Origin of the sequence: Paenibacillus agaridevorans (genome assembly GCF_003112455.1) — a bacterium.
GTDB classification, from domain to species: Bacteria; Bacillota; Bacilli; order Paenibacillales; family Paenibacillaceae; genus Pristimantibacillus; species Pristimantibacillus agaridevorans.
In genome coordinates, this window is the sequence record NZ_BDQX01000381.1 from 98,686 (window position 1) to 118,529 (window position 19,844).

Consider the following 19,844-nt stretch of genomic DNA (forward strand, 5'->3'; position numbering starts at 1 on the left):
TAATCGTGGTATTTACAATTATTATTAGGGTATGATGTGAAAAATATCAAGGTCTAAAAAACAGAAGTCGAGGTTTAGAATGGCTAAGGTACCTTTCACGCCTGACAACTTATCCCTTACTAGTGAACGAGTAGATCAACTGATGTTTATTCACTAACTCATTGAAGCCAATAAATAGGTAGCTCAATATCAAGTACTGCTTCAGAATACGAGGCTCCCGTCTCATTTCATATTGAATCTAGTAATGCTTAATGAAGCTGTTCAATCCACAAAAATTGAGGGCACTCAAGTAACTCTTGATGAAGTTCTTGAAGTGGAGGCACACAGTAGAAAAATTAACAAAGATATTCAAGAAGTGCTAAATTATTATCACGCGCTTCGTGAGGGCATGAATAGACTTGCCGTTTTACCGCTTTCGACAAGATTGTTTAAAGAGATGCATGTAACGCTTATTTCATTGGTCCTGAGTGCTGTTCTATGGAGACTGCAACGTATATTCCGCCGCAACCACAGCTAGTTGACACATTTATGAATAATCTCGAAATCTATATTAACGATCCTGATGTGAATACCTTATATGATCATGATTTAGATTTAGCACAATCATTGATTAATAGTAGCGGAGTAAAAAAAAGTAGTTGACTGCATCTTTCAAAAACCAATTTTTACAGTCCAAACCATTTGTTCTTCGACTGATTTATCAGAAGCAACATGTAGAAGTTATCTAAACGTTTTAGAAGCCAACAAAATGATTTTTTCTGATGGCAGGCTGAGATCGAAAACATATTACTATTACAACCTATTAGATAAATTGAGATAACTCGACAACAACACAACCCCCAGTCCTTACGCGGACTGGGGGTTGATGGTGGAGGCGAACCGTGGTTGTGTAAAACCACAATTCACCGAAGTGTGAATAGCGAAATATTCAGTTTAATTATTCAACTATTCAAACGGTATTAATCTAAGTCATAATCAAGTAATACATCTTTATCGTACTCTTGAAATATAAAGTTATATTTATTCAAGTCTGACAACTTAACCTTGATCATACTCAACTTCCCAATTCCATTTAAATAATTATAAAAGTAATTAGTAATATCTTTAACCATAACTCCCTCCTCGTCTTTTTCGGTAAGTTGATCAAGGTATCTTTTTAACTCTTTTAATTCTTCATTTGTAGGATCAACCTGAAATTTCTTCATAAAGTAGATTTTCTCATATAAATAACAATGTACAGAGTGAGACTTGGCTTGAAAGAGCTCCTTTTCGTTTATCAATGATAGAATTATTTTCTCGCCTTCTTTAAACAAATTCGATGACTCAACAATATTCCTCTTACTGTTAGCATGTCTCATGAAGTTTCTTCCTATAGCATGTTGAACATGATAAGAGGTCGGCGAAATCGCTTCGGCTTGCCTAAAATGATTTAATGCCTTCTCATAATCGCTCAATTTTTGTTCTGCCAAACCCAACTGTAGCCAATAATAACTCGTGTCAGAATAATAATTTTGAAGTTCAACCAACAACTTTCGGATATTACCTTTATCAATTTTAAGTATTTTTGAAAGGAATTTCTCTTTAAGCAAAGTTTCAAACATTTCAGTCCAGTAATTTTTCGATTTTTCTATAACTTGCGGTGATATTGCTATTAATATATCTTTTACGTTCCGAGCAAGAATTTCTTTTCCAGAGTCATCCAATATTTTACTTGTAAAATAACTGCTACGCAATCTATAATTTTTATTTTTAGTCTGTTTTATGTAGTTAGATACCTTATTTATTAGATCATTGGTATTCGTTTTATAAAGCATGGCGATCAACTCAACTGGAAACGAGGCTAGTTCAGCCTTGTCAATAATAGCAAGGTCAAGTAATAAGCTTTTTAATCTCATATCATTTTTACTTAACTCGGCATTCAACTCCTTTGTAAAGCGCCTAATGAAACCTTTTCCATAAGTTAATTCCAACATTCCTGACATCAGATCGTTTTTATTTACAAAATAATCCAACTTAGATTCTTCATCCGCTAACTTTGCTAACTCTCCCAAATAGCCCTTTTCTCTAAGCTTATTGACAATAATTTGAGCATATGGTCTAGTAATTTCTGAGTCAAAGAAGTATTCTTTAAATGAACCATTTAACAACGCATATCTCTTTCTTGTATGAAGATAAGTTCTTGAAGTAGTAATAAAAAAAATGGTTTTACCAGAAACAAGATGCTTAAAATTAGAAATCACATTATAGAAGTAACTTGCATTATCTATTAGTACAACAAATTTATTCTTGGTTTTATTCTGGGCAACAAATTCTTTTAATACATTTGTATCAAAATCTCGTCCATTAAATAGGATCACACAGTAACCATCCCTATACAGTTCTTGCCCGATCCTTAACAAACTGCAACTTTTTCCTATTAATGTTTTCCCATAGATAGTAAAACACGATGCCCTCCGATTTGATATATCACTTACTATTTGATCCACAATTGGATGTTTAAAATCCCACTCTGATATGATATCATCCATTATTGGCTCATCACCTGAATATAACTTACTTTCTATTAAATTATTATCATTATATTCTTTTTTAAAGTAATCAAATGTTACAAATCCCCTGTGGAAAAGCATTCTTTCTGTATTCTTGCTTTTATCCACTTGTTGAGAAATGTTGTTGTTTATAAAATGTAGAAACTCTTTAGTGGTCCACCGAATGATATTACCTTTTAATTTTCTCACTTTACTTTGTAGAATAAGCGATGGGTTAGGTGAAATAAAGAAAAGTTGACCGCGTGATGAGAATCCAGCATTTTTGTACAGTTCTAAATAATAATCAAGGTTTACTTCGTCAAAAGAAGTACCAAGAAATATAAAGTGTTCCTTTTGAATATCTATGTTAAAACTACTAAATCGAAAATCCTGATGACTTAACATAGAATCTATATACTCTGCAGTACTAAATGTAAATCCTCCGGATGGATTCTGAATACATCCATGAAGTTTAAAATACTGGGTGCAATTTTTTTTCAAAGTAGAGGCACGACTTAAATTCTGTACCAGAATATCCTTTCCGCTTTGACGATAAACTGTTTCCATCATATCATCAATATTTGTTGTATAAATCTTTGACCAGTTGAATTTACAAATATTAAAGTGGTAATCGTGTGGAGTTGTATTTCGAAATACTTCGCAAATAAAATCATTCAAGAACTCTCTACTATATTCATCCTCCACGTACTGACAAACTTTTGATAAAGGATATTTATTAAGTTCTTGATATTCCTCGGAGTCAATATCATATTTCAATAACTCACTAAGGATCAATTCTTTCAGCCCATCACCTATTGGAATCGACCTACCAGCAGCATTTTTTGTCCCATAAGAAAAACCTGCACCCAAAAATAAGATCGGGTTCTCCTTTAGTAGTATATGCTTTATTTTGTCTATCGCTTCCTGATTAACTTCCATAGTTGCGGTTTCATTTCCCACAGAACGAACTCCTTTACTTTTTTATTTTACATATTTCGATAAATACTTCTTAAACCCTGCTTTAAAAATGGATATTTTTAACCAGAAAAATTTACGGCACTTGACCTCTCGTAACGTGCAAAAATCCACAACCTTATGCGGTTGTGGATTTACATAGTGGAGGCGAGGGGAGTTGAACCCCTGTCCGAAGATCGCGTCAAGAGGCTTTCTACAGCTAAAGTTACTCCAGGAACATGTTGTCGCTGGATAAAGTAGTCCCTTCCGCAAAATTATCCTCCACCGTATGAATTTCACAAGCGAAACTATCAACCAACCGAAACAGTTGCATCTATCCGATTCAACAAGAAGGTTTTGAAGGCGAGGAGTTCGGACTGGTTGCAGTGGGCGGGAGCGGCGTTCATCGCATATTCATTCATCGCATTTACGGCAATGTGTCGAAGCTCTTCTGGAAGCGCGCCTTCTGCCCAGCGGCATGCATCTACCTTGGAGAGGATCTCGCCAAGCTCCTTATAGGCCCAGATGCGAAGCAGGGACAAGATGCCCGCGTTCTCCAGATCGCCGCTGTGCTTCGCGTAATAGTCCGCGTCGGCGCGAATGGATTGCCAGAAATCATCATGGGGTACTTCAGGTAAAACGTCGCTCGGCTCAGGACCGTATAAGGCGATTCCCGCTTGTCTTGCCAGTTTGACATGGCAAGCCAGGTCGCTGTCCGTCGCCTCGCCTTCGAACTGCCAGAACGAGTCGTCCTCGCGGGCCTCCATCGCTTCGAACCGCTTCCGCCAATGTTCGCTGAAGTGGAACTCGTAGGGCGTCGGGAATGTCCAGTTGTCCATATCCGACTTGCGCACAATACTGGCTTCCACATGGACAGGCTGGCGATGCAGGCTGAGGAAAGCGATCATCAGCTTGAATCGTTCCTTGGCCGTCAAAGCGCGATCGACGACGACCAGCAAATCGAGATCGCTCCTGGCCGGCAAGAAGTTGCCAAGCGCGATGCTGCCGTGGATGTATACTCCGACAAGCGCGCTCCCTAAATAATCATACAAATAATTGGTGATCAGCTCTGCCTGCCGTCTAACGTTCGGCGGGCAGTTTTGCCATTGGTATGCTTTCATCATCTTCCCCTTTCCATGCCTTGGAATCGTCATGATTCCGATCGCATGGTTTTTTATTTCCAATCCGTGGTCGTTAAAGAATCGCTATTTAGAACTGTAAATCCTTGGAGCCTATCTCCGCAAGGTGAGAGGAAATTTATAGCCGAACTTTACCGGGCGTCGCTCGGAGAATGGGCTATACTTAATTCAGAGAAGGGTTAAGGCTTGACGACATGGAAAGTAGGGGACGAAGATGAACGGCTCGTTGCATGAAATTTTGGAGAAGTTGGCAGGCTTGAAAATCATAGGCCGTGTGGAGGAAATGGCTGTCGAGGCAGCCAAAGGAACGACGGAGGGGCAAGTTTTCATCCTGTCCAGGAACGGAGTGCCGTCGTACGTGCTAAAGCTCGAAGAGGCCGAATATACGCGGGAAACGGCGCAGTTCCTCATACGTTATGCAGAAGCGTATTTGCTGCCTAAGCTGCTATATGTGGATCCGGAGCACCGTTATTTGCTGTATGAGTATCAGGATGGAACGACGCACGTCAATCGCGGCGGCAAAAAGGATTGGATGAGCGAGCTGGCGCGAGGTCTGCTTAATCATTATAAGCTGGAACAATCGTTCCAAGGATATGGAAGACCGGATTCGCCTTGCGAGTCATGGCGCGAATTCAACGGGAGAAGCCTTGTCTTCGCGTCGGAACGGATTGGTGACTACCTGCCTGCGAAGGACCATGAACTGGTCGAACGGGTATGGAAGGAGAAGCTCCGGGACTGGGGCGAGGAGGATAAGTACTGGCTGCACGGCGACACCGGCGTTCATAATTTCGTGTTCGACGAGGACAAAATGACAGGCGTCATCGACCCGTCGCCGATCGCCGGGCCGATTCTTTACGATTTTACTTACGCGTTTTGCTCGTCTCCGGACGACTTAAACGTCGAGACGCTGCTGGGCGCCTACAACGAGTTGAACATACGGACGGTCGAACCAGGGGAAGTGATTCTCGAGACGGCGTTCCAGCTCTATTGCAGAATCGCGATCTGTCTCATGCACCATCCGGAAGATTTGCCTGCTTATTTGGAAGCGTGGCCTCTATGGGCGGCAATGGCAGAAGAACTGACAAGTTAGCGTTGTTGCTCCCCGATTGGCGCGCAGCGGACACCTGCCCCAGGCCATGGCAGCGAATCATTAGCTCAGCGCTCCAATTCCTCCATCTCCAGCGTTACGGGGCAGTGGTCGCTGCCCATAATATGGGCGTCGATGCCGGCGTCCTTGACGAGCGGGACCAGCCGCTCCGACACGAGGAAGTAGTCGATCCGCCAGCCGACATTGCGTTCGCGTACCTTCGGCATAAAGGACCACCAGGTGTACACGTCGGAGCGATCCGGATAGAGCCGGCGGAACGTATCGGCGAAGCCGGAATCCAGCAGGCTCGTCATGCATCCGCGTTCTTCCGCGGTAAAACCGGAATTGCCGTGGTTGGATTTCGCGTTTTTGATATCGATCTCCGCATGCGCGACATTTAGATCCCCGCATACGACGACAGGCTTCAACTTGTCCAGTCCGTTCAAATAACATTTAAATCGCTCCTCCCATTCCACCCGGTACTCCAGTCTGGAGAGGTCGCGTTTCGCATTCGGCGTATAGACGGTAACCATATAGAACTGTTCGAATTCCAACGTAATGATGCGGCCTTCCGGCTCTTCGTCGGTCTCCATGCCGTAACGGACGGATAGAGGCTTATATCGCGTAAAGATGGCGGTACCGGAGTACCCTTTCTTTTGCGCGTAATTCCAGAATTGGTAGTATTCGTCTCCCAGCGGCAGCTCGATCTGGCCTTCCTGCAGCTTCGTCTCCTGGAGGCAGAAGATGTCCGCGTCCATCTCCTTGAAGTAGTCCAGGAAACCTTTGCCGACGCAAGCCCGAAGCCCGTTTACATTCCATGAAACCAATTTGATACCCATCGTTATTTCGTCTCCTCGCCTTACTATAGTATTTCAAAAATATCAAATCACTCAAAGAGATACAACCCATATAGGAGACTTTGTGATAGAATGAGGGAACGTACGTTTGTCAAATGGGAGAAAGCGGGAAGTGAGTAGGATGAATAAAACAACAAAATCCGGCGGGATAAAGGTGTATGCCGAGTTATTGGGACAATATTTGTTCCCGCACCGAGGCTCGCTGATCGCTCTGACGCTGCTGCTGTTCGGCTTGATCGGTCTGCAGCTTGCCAGTCCGCAAGTCATTCGTTATTTCATTGACACAGCTGGCTCGGACGAGCCTCTGGAGAAGCTGATGTACGCTGCCCTGCTGTTTATCGGCTTCTCTATAATGCAGCAAATCATCGCGATCATATCGACATATGTCGGCGAAAATCTCGCATGGAAAACAACGAACAAGCTTCGCGGCGATCTGGCGGAGCATTGTTTGCGACTGGATATGGACTTTCATAAGTCCAATACGTCGGGCTCGCTTATCGAGCGTGTGGATGGCGACGTCAACGCTTTAGCCAATTTTTTCTCCAGCTTCATAATTCATCTGGGCGGCAATTTGCTCCTTATGATCGGCATCATCGTCCTGCTGTTTCTCGAGAACGTCTGGATCGGAGCCGGCATGCTGCTCTTCGTCGTGTTCGCGGTGTTTATCGTGCAGCATATCCGCAAATACGCCGCGCCGGTGTGGCGTGACTGGAGGAGCATTAACGCGGAGTATTACGGCTTTACCGGTGAGCATCTGGAGGGGACGGAGGATACGCGGGCGAACGGCGCTTCCGGCTACGTCATGGGCCGATTTTACGGGCTGATCCGCCGCATGCTGCCGCTTAGACAGAAGGCGTTCCTCGGCTTCGCGTCGATGTGGATCACGACGATCATCGTATTTGCGCTCGGCAACGTTATGGCGTTCGTCATCAGCGCATATCTGTGGAAGACGGGAGCCATTACGATCGGCACCGTATATTTGATCTTTTTCTACACGGAGCTGCTGGCCAAGCCGATCGAGAAGATCCGGACCCAGATTGAGGACCTGCAGAAGGCGGACGCCAGCATGCATCGCATTCGCGAGTTGATGGCGATGGAGTCCGGCATTAAGGACGGTCCCGGCGTCAAGCTTGCGGACGGTCCGGTTGCGGTATCGTTTAACGGGATGTCGTTCAGCTACGGAGAGTCCCCGACCATCAAGGGTCTCAATCTGGATTTGAAACCCGGAGAGGTGTTGGGATTGCTAGGGCGTACGGGCAGCGGAAAGACGACGATCGCGAGATTGCTGCTGCGCTTCTACGATCCTCAGCAAGGGGCAATCCGCCTTAACGGAACCGATATTCGGGATATGAAGTTATCCGAGCTCCGGAGCACAGTCGCGATCGTTACCCAGAATATCGAGATCATTCAAGGCACGGTCCGCGATAATCTGACCTTCTACGATCCTTCTATTACAGACGAGGCGATTTGCGCCGTATTAGAAGAGCTTGGGCTCGGCGATTGGCTGCGCTCGCTTAAGGATGGTCTGGATACAACGCTCGATTCCGGCGGCGGAAGCATGTCGGCAGGAGAGGGGCAACTGCTCGCGTTCGCGCGCGTCTTTCTGCAGAACCCGGGCCTTGTCATTTTGGACGAGGCGTCGTCCCGCCTTGATCCGCTCACGGAGCAGCGGCTGGAGAAGGCCGTAGACAGGCTTCTTCAAGGGCGGACATGCATCATTATTGCCCACAGGCTGTCCACGATTCAGCGAGCGGGCCGAATTGCCATTATGGATGGAGGCGTGCTGGCGGAAAGCGGAGATCGCGAAAAGCTGGCGGGCGATCCTTCATCGCGGTTTAGCCGCATGCTTGCCATTGGATTGGAGGAGGTGACGGCTTGAGCACATTCACCTATATGATGCGTTTGATCGGCTATCGCAAGAGCTGGTACATCGCCAACGCCGTTCTTTGGACGATTATTTATTTGATGCCGATTTTTCCCGGCCTCCTGACCAAAGCGTTTTTTGATTCGCTTGTACCCGATCAGCCTGCGGAGTTTGGCGTCGGTTTGATTGTTATGCTGCTTATTGCCGCTGCTCTTGCCCGCAGCGTGTTTATCTGGTTCGGCTTTATTACGGATGTGCAATTCCGCTTTCGAATCGGCATGCTCATTAGGCGGAATCTGCTGGAGCATGTGCTCAAGGAGCCCGGCGCCAAGGCGATTCCTTGCTCGCCCGGCGAAGGGATCAGCTACTTCCGCGATGATGTGGATCAGACGGAAGAAGCCGTCAGCTGGTCGGTAGACGTATTCGGGATGACGTGCTTCGCCGCGGTATCCTGCTATATTCTGATCGGGATCGATGCGGGCATGACCCTGCTCGTATTCCTGCCCCTTGTGCTCGTAGTCATCGCGGCGCAGCTGGCGACGGCCAGACTGCAAAAGTACAGAGAGGCGAGCCGGGAAGCGACGTCCAAGGTTACCGGGGCGATTAGCGAGATGTTCGGCAACGTGCAGGCCATACAAGTGGCCGGGGCGGAGGGACGCGTCGTTGACCGCTTCCGGGGACTTGGAGAGAACCGCAGGCGCACCATGCTGAAGGACAAGCTGATGACCGAAATGCTGGACTCCATCTTTTCCAATACCGTTAACATTGGCACCGGATTGATTCTGTTGCTGGCGGGACAAAAGATGAGGGGCGGGGAATTCACGGTCGGCGATTTTGCGCTGTTCGTCTATTATTTAACGTTCGTGACTCAGTTCATCTCCAACTTCGGCAAGTTCCTCACGTACTTCAAGCAGATGGGCGTGGCGCTGAGACGACTAACCTTTATGCTGCAGGGCGCCCCGACCTCCGTTCTGACGGCGCATCGGGCGCTTGGCTTGGAGAGAAAAGGCGCGGTCATCGATCATGCGGTTAGCCCAGGAGGCGAGTCTTCTTCTTCGGTTGTCGGGTCCGGGCTTGGAGGAAGCGCCGGCGTATCTTCGTTCGAGCAGCTTGAGCTGCTGGAAGCAACGGGCTTGACTTACCGTTATCCGGAGACGGGGAGAGGAATCGAGGATATTATGCTGCGGCTGCCCAGAGGCTCCTTTACGGTCGTGACAGGACCGATCGGCTCCGGCAAAACAACGCTTGCCCGCGTCCTGCTGGGGCTGCTGCCCAAGGATGGCGGCATCGTGCAATGGAACGGACGGATGGTAAAGGGGGAGCTCGGAGACTTCTTTATCCCGCCGAGAAGCGCCTATACCGCACAGGTACCAAGGCTGTACAGCGATTCGCTGCGCGAGAATATTCTGCTCGGCCAGCCCGACGATGAAGTCAAGCTGGATCGCGCCTTGCGCACGGCCGTTATGGAGGACGATCTGGCGAAGTTTCCCGATGGGCTAGAGACGACGATCGGCCCGCGCGGCGTTAAGCTGTCCGGCGGTCAGGCGCAGCGTACGGCAGCGGCACGAATGCTGGTACGGGAGTCGGAGCTGTTCGTCTTCGACGATTTGTCCAGCGCGCTGGACGTCGAGACGGAAGAGAAGCTATGGGATCGGCTTTTCGGCGAGCGGGGGGATGCCACCTGCCTTGTCATCTCCCACAGGAAGGCGGCTCTTGCAAGAGCCGATCACATAATCGTCCTTCAGGACGGCAAAATCGAAGCGGAAGGGACCGCGGAAGCGCTGCTTGAGTCCAGCGATTCGTTCCGCAAGCTGTGGCATGGGGATTTGGAGCAAAGTGAAACGCAATGATACGGATTTGGCGGGAGTTCCCTATTTATTTCTGTGCCGAATTACGTTAATATGAAATTAACATTTATGCGAGGAACCGTCTTTTCGACGGTTTTTCTTTATTTTAAAAGGTATCAAAGCAAGGAGCGTGAGTGAAACATGAATGCCATACTGAATATATATCGTCGTTCGCCGTTCTGGGCGACCTTTGTTCTTATTATGTTGAAGATGGCCTTATTCCGTCAATTTAACTTCGGAACGGTGCAGATCGATCGCCTGCTTGCAGACGCGGCTGCCGTTCTTGTCATTTTATGCATCGCGGAGCTTCTCACAACAAGCCGCTGGAAGCCGCTCGTATTCGGGGCCGTAAATGGACTGCTCGCGTTCGTATTGTTCGCTTGCACCGTATATTTCTCCTTTTTTGGAAGTATTCCGACGTATACGGCACTGAGCGGCCTTGATCAGGTAGGTCAGGTTGGAGAAAGCGTTAAGTCTGCGATCAACCCTAAGTTTTACTTGCTGTTCCTCGATCTTGTGGTCCTGATTGCATTATCGCTGATCGTTATGCGCGGCAAGGCATCCAAACACGGAAGCAGCGGAGCGGGCAAGCCGCTTTATGTCGGCATTGCGCTTGTTGTGGCGTTAGGCGCGTCGGTCTTGTACATCCGCTCTGACCTGCATATCTCCAACGAGCTGGTGCAGGCGCAGCGCCTTGGCGTTCTGAATTATCAAGTAGCTACAGCCATTAACGAGCGCAAGGAGAACCAGGCGATTAAGGATGGCGATCCCCAAAAAACAGCGGAAGCGCTCGCCGAGCTTGTGGGCGGACATTTTGGCGGAGAAGCAACAGAAGCAGGCACGCCGAAGCTGTTCGGCGCGGCCAAAGGGAAAAACGTCATCGTCATTCAACTGGAATCGTTCCAGGATATGATGGTCGGCTTGACCGTGAACGGCCAGGAGGTTACGCCGGTTCTAAACGACTTGATCTCCGATGATGGGAGCTTCTATTTCACCAACGTATTCCAACAGATCGGTCAAGGCAATACTTCCGATGCGGAATGGAACGTCAACACGGGCATCTACCCGACAGGCACGGAAGCCATGTCCAAGGGCTATAGCGACCGGGCAGTGCCGGCACTGCCAAGGCTGCTTGCGTCCGAAGGTTATGTGAGCAACACATTCCACGTTAACGATGTCACGTTCTGGGATCGCAATCAAATGTATCCCGCGCTGGGTTTTACGAAATACTATGATAAACCCGATTTCAAAAATGATCAGTTCAATGCGCTCGGCGCCTCGGACGAAGAAATGTATCGGGTCGGATTCGACGTGCTTAAGCAGCATTATGAGGAAGGCCAGCCGTTCTACGCCCAATTCATTACTACATCGAGCCACCATCCGTTTTGGGTACCGGAAAAATTCAAGCATATCGAAATTCCGGCATCCCTTGAAAAGAAACAACTGGGCTATTATATCGAAGCGACAAACTATACGGATTATGCGTTAGGTCTGCTGATTGAGAATCTGAAGCAAAGCGGTATGTGGGACGACACCATGCTTGTCATCTATGGCGATCACTTCGGCCTGCAAGCCAAAGAGACGCCTGTCGAATTCGTCGAAGAAGAGCTCGGCATCCAATACGATGACCGCATCGGCCGCTTCAACGTTCCTTTCCTCGTCCATGTCCCTGGCGTGCAAGGCGAGACCTCCGCTCAAGTCGGCGGCCAAGTCGACATTATGCCGACGATCGCGAATCTGCTTGGTCTCGATCTCAAGGAGAAGGGTGCAACCGTCTTCGGCAAAGACTTGATCAACACGACTCGGAATGTCATCGGCATGCGTTATTATTTGCCGACAGGATCATTTTTCAACGATGATATTTTGTTTGTCCCGGGCGAAGGCTTCGACGACGGCAAAGCTTACGATATCGAAACGATGGAGCCCGTCGCGGACTTCAGCCAGTATCGTCAAGATTACGACTATATCCTTAGTTTGATGAAGCTGTCCGATGAATACGTGAAGCTGCTGCCGAAGCGATGATCTCAAGCATCGCGGCGATAACAAAAGCAAGCGCCTGTCCCCGTGGGGATGGGCGTTTTTTTGCATCGTACCGAGAAGGGAGACGGAAGCTTGGGGTTAGATATCGGCAAGTAGCGGTTAGAAAGCTTGTAGTGTTAAACTAAAATAAAAAAGCAGGACTGTGCAAGCTGCAGACTTGGCAGAACGGAGGAACAGCTATGCCGCACGGACATAACGCCAGCGGTACGGGGGAGAGCGGGCTGGACGCAGAGGCGATCTTGGCGGAACACCGCCGCTGGTTCGAATGCGGAGCGACAGCGGATGCCGCGTTTCGCATCGAGCAGCTGCGCAAGCTAAAGGGAGCGATCGCGAAGCATGAAGCGGCGTTGTTTGGGGCGCTGTACAAGGATCTGCGCAAGAGCGAAGCGGAAGCTTTTGCAACGGAGATCGGTCTCGTGCTGGGCAGTATTACGTATATGATAAAGCATATCCGAAGGTGGATGAAACCGCACAGGGTGAAGACGCCGTTGACGTTGTTCGGCAGCCGCAGCAGGCTGGTCTATGAGCCTTACGGGACCGTTCTTATCATCGGACCGTTCAATTACCCTGTCCAGCTCGTGCTGGAGCCGCTGATCGGAGCGATCGCCGCGGGCAATGGCGCGGTCATCAAGCCGTCGGAGGTAACGCCGCATGTGTCGGCCGCGATAAGAGAGCTGATCGCGGACGCCTTCGATCCTGCCTACGTGAGAGTCGTGGAAGGAGATAAAGAGGTGACTTCGGCGCTCATCCATGCGCCTTTCGACTATATCTTTTTTACCGGCAGCACGGGGGTGGGGCGAATCGTGATGGAAGCCGCGTCCCGCCATTTGACGCCGGTTGCGCTCGAACTGGGCGGCAAAAGTCCGGCCATCATCGACGCGACGGCCAATCTGGAGCTTGCGGCGAAACGAATCGTCTGGGGCAAGCTGATCAATGCGGGGCAGACCTGTATCGCGCCGGATTATCTGCTCGTGCACGAGTCGGTAAAGGAACGGCTGTCGGAGCTGCTCCGGAACTCCGTGCGGCAGTTCTACGGCGACGATCCCGCAACAAGCGAGGATTATGGGCGAATCGTAAGCGAGCGGCAATACGACAGGCTTGCGGCGATCATAGAAGCGGACGGGAAACGCGTTGTATGGGGAGGCCAGCGAAACCGGAGCGACTTGTACCTGGCTCCGACGCTGATTGACGCGGGCCAGGCTTCCGAGGACGGGAAAGGCGTCGCGGCGATGGAGGACGAATTGTTCGGTCCGATTCTTCCCATGCTGACTTTTGCTCACCTGGAAGAGGCAATCAACTTTGTTCGCGGTCGCAGCAAGCCGCTTGCGCTGTATCTGTTCACGGAGGATGCAGCGGCGGAGCAGGAAGTGATGGGCAGGCTCTCCTTCGGAGGCGGCTGCGTCAATGACACCTTGTCGCATATCGTCAACCACCATCTTCCTTTCGGGGGAGTCGGCTCCTCCGGCATCGGCGCGTACCATGGCAAGCACAGCTTCGAGCTGTTCTCTCATCGGAAGAGCCTGCTCAAGCGCACGACGCGTTTTGAGCCGGGCCTCCTGTTCCCCCCCTACAAGGGGAAGCTTAAGTGGGCAAGGAAGGTCATGAAATAAACCATAAAAGACGAAACGCAGCCCCATGCGGTTTCGTCTTTTTGGCGTTCGCGCTTGTCAGTCAGTTGTGCGGATGCCGCAAGGCTTGTCTTCCCAACCCTTCTTCCTCCTGCTATAATGTTGAGCATCTTGGGAGGAAGGTGGCGAAGTTTTGGAATCCACGTATGCTATTCTGCTTGTAGACGATCAAGTAATCGAGACGGGGACGATACGCACCATTATCGAGAATTTACGCTTGCCTCTGCACGTATCGACCGCTTCGAACGGCGAGGAAGCGTTGGAATTGCTTCGTTCCAACAGCTTTGACATCCTGTTTACCGATATTAAGATGCCCCGCATGAACGGCCTCGATCTGGCGCGTCACGCCAAACTGCTTAATCCGTCTGTTCAGCTCATTATATACAGCGCCTTCGGCGAGTTCGAATACGCCAAGGAAGCCATCGACCTCGGAGCCATCCATTATTTGCTGAAACCGCTTGATCGAGAAGAATTCGCTGCCGTTATGGACAAGGCGATCGAGAAATGTCGGAAGCACCGGGAGCTTCAGGCCTCGGGCTTCGATGACCGCTCGTCATCCGATGAGGGTGTGCAAAGGGGAAGCGAACTTCCAACAGGGAGCGGATCCGACGAGAACACGCGCAAGGTGGTCCGTGACGTCCAGGCGCTTATCCAATCCCGCTATGGAGATTCCGGCCTTAGCGTGGATTATTTGGCCTCGGAAGTTTTTCTTTCCGCCAGCTATCTCGGCCATCTGTTTAAAAACCATACGGGCCAAAACCTGGGCAAATACATCATTGCGGTACGGATGGAGAACGCGAAGAGACTGCTCGCGACGACCCATACGAAAATCGCCGAGATTGGCCAAGCGGTCGGTTACCCCAATCCCTCTTACTTCTCCATGTTGTTTCGAATGCAGTTCGGCTGCACGCCCGTGCAGTACAGGGAACAAGGCGAGCGGTCATGAGAGGGCTACTTCGCGCGTTTCGCGACATGCCTCTCCGCCAGAAGCTGATTTTGTCCTATTGCATCGTCATCATTCTGCCGCTTAGCGTTCTCGGCGTTTATTCGTACGGGAGCGCTAACGAAGATTTAAAGCGCCAACTGAACACGTCGGCGGTGACGGCGGCCAATCAGCTTTCCTCCGAGCTTGGCTACCGGTTCGAGCGGCAGGAATACCCCATCAAATCCATCGTCTTTAACCCTAAAGTCATAAACGCCGTTACGAACCGCGAGATCGACGTCTATCAGTTCGCCGTGGAAATGAACGAGGACGTGGAGCCGATCTTCTGGAACTATCTTTTTTTTATGTCCGAAATGAAGGAAATCGTCATTTATTCGGAGAACCGCCAGTCTCCATTCGGCAACTTTATTCAGCCGGCTTCTCTTGTCCAAGAGGCGAGGTGGTACAAAGAGACCGTCATGGATACGGCAACCCGCTGGTGGAGCGACGGCGAGAAGCTATTTGCCACGCGCAACATTTACGAACCGGGACAAAGCATTCGCCAAGGCATCCTGTACATCGAATTCGATTTCGATCGTTTGATTAACGAAGTGATCGGGAAAGTGGGCGGAGACGACCGCATCGCGATAGAGAGCCATACCGGCGACGCCATCTTCTCGACGTTTAAACAGGACGAAGGAGAATCGGCGGGCGATGGGGATTATTTGAGCTATCGCAGGGGCATCTCCGATTCGGGCTGGTCCATGTTCTATTATGCCAGCACAAGCCATATCGGAGAGCGAACGGAAGATATTCTTAAGGCGACCTTCGTAATGATCGTCATCTGCGTTGCCGTGTTGTTCGTCATTGTGCTGCTCTTCTCCCGCACGCTCCTGCATGGACTCATGAAACTGAACGAGAGAATGAAGCGGGTGGAGGAAGGCGAGCTGGACATCATGGTTTCCGCGGCGTCCAAGGATGAGATCGGACAGTTGACGAATCGGTTCGGCCATATGCTGAGGCAGATCAACGTGTTGATCGAGGAGGCGTACGTAAACCGCATCGCCCGCAAGGAAGCCGAACTGGTCGCGCTGCAAGAGCAGATCAAGCCACACTTTCTGTACAACTCGTTATCGCTGATCAATTCGCAGGCGATCGGAAAAGGCGCGTTCGAAGTGAGTCGAACCGTCACGCTGCTTGCCAAATTTTACAGGACGGCGCTCAACAAAGGCAGGGAACAGATTTCCGTTCGGGACGAGATCACAATGGTTCAAACTTACGTCGAAATCCAACAAATCATGTCCGGGCACGCTTTCGAAGTCGTGTACGAGTTGGACGAGGCCATCTTCCGGCATGCGATGATTCGGATGATCCTGCAGCCTCTCGTCGAGAATGCGATCGACCACGGTCTGAAGGAGAAGCTTGAAGGAGAGCGGCTCCTTACGCTCAAGGGCTACAAGGACGGGGAAGATTTGGTGTTCGAGATACGCGACACGGGCGTGGGGATCGAAGAGGATGAGCTTATGCGATTGCTGTCCGAACATTCGCCGGGTTACGGCCTTCGGAACGTCCGGGAACGGATTCGTCTCTCCTTCGGCGAGCCTTACGGGGTATCCCTGGCAAGCGAAGTCGACAAGGGCACGACTGTCACGGTCCGCATGCCGCTGAGCGCTGACGCCTCACTTTAGCGATTTTCTGATAGATATCGATAAAAGCTTATATATCCGGCCTTATTGTCCCTGTCCTATACTTAAGTTGCAGAAAGAAACAGCGATGCCCGGGATCGCAGCCTCCAATTCGAACATAAAAGGGATGTGTGCCGTACGTGAAAAAAATGATGTTTACCGTCGTATCCATGCTGCTGGCAGCCACTACGGTCTTGGCCGGATGCGGGTCGAATAATCAGCCTGCTTCGCCGGATACGGGTCAGAACGGCCAAGAGGCCGGAACGGGTTCGTCCAAGGAGCCGAATGAAACGGGCGCCAAAACCAAAGTTCGTCTCTCTTATTGGAACAAAGAAGAAAGCATGGCGTCTTTGCTGGCCTTGATCGAAGAGAAACTGCCTAACGTGGATCTGGAGTATCAGTTCATTGATGCGACGCAATATGACACGATCATCAAGACGCAATTGGCCGCGGGCGAAGGGCCTGATATCGTAGGCGGATTAATCGACGACACGACGGTAAAGCTGGGCTACTTCGAAGATTTAACGGATCGGTTCGCCGGCAAGTACCACGATTCGGGTACTTCCTACGTCACCTTCGAAGGCAAACTATACGGACTTCCGCAAGCAAGCTGGTTCAACGGCGTGTATTACAACAAAGATTTATTTGCTCAATACGGTTTGACGGTTCCGACGACGCTGGACGAATATTTTGCCGTCGCCCAGACGTTCCTCGACAACGGCATCAAACCGCAAGCCATCGGGCTCAAAAACGCAAACGTCGCTATGCAGTCCTTCATCGCATTGGCGCTGAACGACCATATCGGCACGGCGGAGGGCAAGGACTTCGACGAGGCGTTCCGCAAGGGCGAAGCGACGATGAAGGAAGCGTTGCTGCCGGCTCTCCAGACGTGGACGCAGTATCTGGAACGAGGCATCTTTACCATGGACATGCTCGGCTTGGAAGAAGAACAGGCGATCGACGAGTTTACGAGCGGCAAAGCCGCCATGTTCCAATCCGGTCCTTGGTATATGGACACGTTCAAACAGAAGAACCCCAACATGAACATCGGCATGTTCCCGAATCTGGGGACGAAAGGCGGAGCGGGCTGGATGGTCGGCGGACCGGGAGTCGCGTTCGGCATCAATGCCAAGTCGAAGGTCAAAGAGGCCGCGTTCGAAGTGCTGGAGCTGCTGTCGACTCCGGAAGGGCAGCAGGCATACTGGGAAGACAACAAAGGCGGTTCCTCCTACTTGAAAGGCGTCGTGTTCGAAATGCCGGAAGAATACGCGGATGCTCAAGCCGCATTCGAGCAGGGCAACGTGTATTTCCCTCCTAACGGCTGGGGAACGCTGCGAAATCCCATCATCGACGAGCTTGGCAAAATGATTCAGGCCGTCGTCGGTGGGCATGCAACGCCGGAGCAGGCGCTGGAATCGGCCGACAAAAAAGCCGAATCGCTTAGAAACAAATAAAACCACGGGGAGGCGGCGTCAAACGACGGTGCGCCTCCCTTTTTATTACACGCCCTAGAATGGATCAGGAAAGGAGGCGAACCGGATGGGTTTGACAAAATGGAAAATGAACGGCCGCCTGGAGCCGACTTACGCGCTGCTCCTGTTGCCGGCGCTCGCCATCTACGGTCTGTTCTTCATTTATCCCGCGCTTAGCACCTTCGTCTACAGCTTTACGAATTGGTCCGACATTAACCCTCGCGATGTGGAATTTGTCGGCTGGAAAAATTACAAGGCGATATTCCGCGAAGAGATCTACATGACCGGCATTCGAAACACGCTCGTCTACGCGCTCATTTCGACGCTATTGATCAACGCGCTCGCCATCCCGCTGGCCGTGGCGCTTAACAGGGGATTCAAGACGCGGGCGCTGCTGCGTTCGGTCTTTTTCCTTCCCGCTGTATTTAGTCCGCTGATCATCGGATTCCTATGGAGCTACCTGTATTCCACGTCGGATTTCGGGCTCATTAATCAAGGACTTGCGGCAATCGGCATCGGCAAAATCAACTTTCTCGGAGATGCCGATCTTGCCCTTTACGCGGTAATCTTTACCCAAGTGTGGCAGTGGGCGGGCTACAACATGGTCATCTATCTGGCTAATCTGCAAAGCATCAATCCCGAATATTACGAGGCCGCGCAGCTCGATGGGGCCGGTCCGCTGCAGTCGTTCCGAAGCATCACGCTGCCGCTGCTGGCTCCCGCGATCACGTTCTGTACGGTCACGGTCATGATCAGCGGACTCAAGGTATTCGATATTATTTATTCGCTGACGTCCGGCGGACCCGGCCATGCCACCGAAACCATTGTTTCGTTAATGGTCAAGAAAGGGCTCGGAGAAGGCTTCTACGCTTTCGGTTCCGCCTTCGGCATATTGTTTGTCGGCATTGTCGGCCTCATTACGTATTTGCAGCTCAGGCTGGTCAGACTTTGGGGGGAGCGCTAGATGGAACGATTACGCGAAAGCAGCTTGAAACGGCGATTCGGCCTCCGGCTTGGAGAAGCGGCGATGTGGATCGCGGCCGCCGTCTTTATTATTCCCGTCTATTATTTGTTCGTCACGACGTTTAAGACGCCCGAGCAAGCTTTGCTTCATCCGCTCGGACTGCCGCAAAGCTGGTTATGGACCAACTATGCGAACGCGCTTCAAACGATGCAATTCGGCAGAGCGCTGTCGAACAATCTGATCATTAGCGCAGGCGCCGTGACCGGCATCGTCTTGTTCGCTTCCATGGCGGCCTATACGCTCGCGCGCAGGCGCCGCGTTTACTCCCGCGTTATTTTCGGCATCTTTCTCGCGGGGATGATGGTGCCTTACCAGATGGGCATACTCTCGCTGTTCAAGCTCATATCCGAGATGGGGCTCATGAACACCCTCACTGGCGTCATTCTGATCGAGATCGCCTATGGCCTGCCTTTCTCTATTTTTCTGCTGAAGGGTTTCATCGAATCGACGGTGCCGCTCGAGCTCGAGGAGGCCGCCAAAATAGACGGGTGCTCGGTGTTTCGAACCTTCGCATCCATCACGTTGCCGCTACTGACGCCGGTCGTCGCGACGGTGACGATTCTAAACGTGCTGGCGACTTGGAACGACTTTATTACACCGCTCCTGTTCCTTCAGTCGAGGGATAAAGGCGTGTTGCTTCTTGAAGTTTTCAGAAATATCGGACAATTTTCGGTCGATTGGACCAGTTTGTTTCCGATGTTGTTCCTATCCATCGCGCCGCTGCTCCTGTTCTATTTGATCCTGCAAAAGTATATTATCGCCGGCATGACCGCCGGATCGCTCAAAGGCTGACCAAG

At 50.4% G+C, this 19,844-nt stretch carries 14 protein-coding genes; 11 read left to right on the forward strand and 3 right to left on the reverse strand.

Translation table 11 applies throughout. The features are described from left to right. Positions 1-196 precede the first annotated feature (196 nt). Positions 197-517, forward strand: a complete 321-nt coding sequence (locus PAT3040_RS39135; RefSeq protein WP_258235221.1) for a Fic/DOC family N-terminal domain-containing protein — start codon at positions 197-199, stop codon at positions 515-517. Positions 518-959: 442 nt separating this feature from the next. Here the strand turns inward: PAT3040_RS39135 and PAT3040_RS29235 are convergent, their stop codons facing one another. Continuing rightward, the gene (locus tag PAT3040_RS29235; RefSeq protein WP_108995456.1) at positions 960-3,488 is read right to left on the reverse strand and encodes an SIR2 family protein; all 2,529 of its coding nucleotides are present in this window, start codon (positions 3,486-3,488) and stop codon (positions 960-962) included. Positions 3,489-3,793: 305 nt separating this feature from the next. Beyond that, positions 3,794-4,606, reverse strand: coding sequence for an aminoglycoside adenylyltransferase domain-containing protein (locus PAT3040_RS29240; protein ID WP_181376907.1), 813 nt, complete (start codon positions 4,604-4,606; stop codon positions 3,794-3,796). Positions 4,607-4,835: 229 nt separating this feature from the next. On the opposite strand from PAT3040_RS29240, the gene PAT3040_RS29245 reads away from it, so the two are divergent. After that, on the forward strand, positions 4,836-5,711 hold the full coding sequence (locus PAT3040_RS29245) for an aminoglycoside phosphotransferase family protein (protein WP_108995458.1): 876 nt from the start codon (positions 4,836-4,838) through the stop codon (positions 5,709-5,711). Positions 5,712-5,776: 65 nt separating this feature from the next. Here PAT3040_RS29245 and PAT3040_RS29250 read toward each other — a convergent pair whose 3' ends face one another. Then, positions 5,777-6,541 (reverse strand): exodeoxyribonuclease III, encoded by a 765-nt coding sequence (locus PAT3040_RS29250; protein WP_087569907.1) that lies wholly within the window; start codon positions 6,539-6,541, stop codon positions 5,777-5,779. Positions 6,542-6,686: 145 nt separating this feature from the next. Between PAT3040_RS29250 and PAT3040_RS29255 the strand changes: the two genes are divergently transcribed. The 9 genes from PAT3040_RS29255 (at position 6,687) to PAT3040_RS29295 (ending at position 19,839) form a co-directional block, all read left to right on the forward strand. Further along, entirely contained in the window at positions 6,687-8,444 is a 1,758-nt protein-coding gene (locus PAT3040_RS29255) for an ABC transporter ATP-binding protein (protein WP_108995459.1), read from the forward strand. Then, positions 8,441-10,279 carry an ABC transporter ATP-binding protein gene (locus tag PAT3040_RS29260; protein WP_108995460.1) on the forward strand — a complete coding sequence of 613 codons (1,839 nt, stop codon included), beginning with the start codon at positions 8,441-8,443 and terminating at the stop codon, positions 10,277-10,279. The genes PAT3040_RS29255 and PAT3040_RS29260 overlap by 4 nt, the downstream gene beginning before the upstream one ends. A gap of 138 nt (positions 10,280-10,417) precedes the next feature. Next, positions 10,418-12,298 (forward strand): LTA synthase family protein, encoded by a 1,881-nt coding sequence (locus PAT3040_RS29265; RefSeq protein WP_108995461.1) that lies wholly within the window; start codon positions 10,418-10,420, stop codon positions 12,296-12,298. 197 nt (positions 12,299-12,495) lie between these two features. Continuing rightward, the gene (locus PAT3040_RS29270; protein WP_108995462.1) at positions 12,496-13,926 is read left to right on the forward strand and encodes an aldehyde dehydrogenase; all 1,431 of its coding nucleotides are present in this window, start codon (positions 12,496-12,498) and stop codon (positions 13,924-13,926) included. Positions 13,927-14,077: 151 nt separating this feature from the next. Then, positions 14,078-14,890: a response regulator transcription factor gene (locus PAT3040_RS29275; RefSeq protein ID WP_108995463.1), complete on the forward strand. Its 813-nt coding sequence runs from the start codon at positions 14,078-14,080 to the stop codon at positions 14,888-14,890. Beyond that, a complete protein-coding gene (locus PAT3040_RS29280) occupies positions 14,887-16,554 on the forward strand; it encodes a sensor histidine kinase (RefSeq protein WP_108995464.1) in 1,668 nt (555 codons plus the stop codon). The genes PAT3040_RS29275 and PAT3040_RS29280 overlap by 4 nt, the downstream gene beginning before the upstream one ends. 146 nt (positions 16,555-16,700) lie before the next feature. Beyond that, complete coding sequence (locus PAT3040_RS29285) at positions 16,701-18,005, forward strand: ABC transporter substrate-binding protein (RefSeq protein WP_258235222.1); 1,305 nt, start codon at positions 16,701-16,703, stop codon at positions 18,003-18,005. 85 nt (positions 18,006-18,090) lie between these two features. Further along, positions 18,091-18,987, forward strand: coding sequence for a carbohydrate ABC transporter permease (locus tag PAT3040_RS29290; protein ID WP_108995466.1), 897 nt, complete (start codon positions 18,091-18,093; stop codon positions 18,985-18,987). Then, on the forward strand, positions 18,988-19,839 hold the full coding sequence (locus PAT3040_RS29295) for a carbohydrate ABC transporter permease (RefSeq protein ID WP_108995467.1): 852 nt from the start codon (positions 18,988-18,990) through the stop codon (positions 19,837-19,839). Positions 19,840-19,844: the final 5 nt, after the last annotated feature.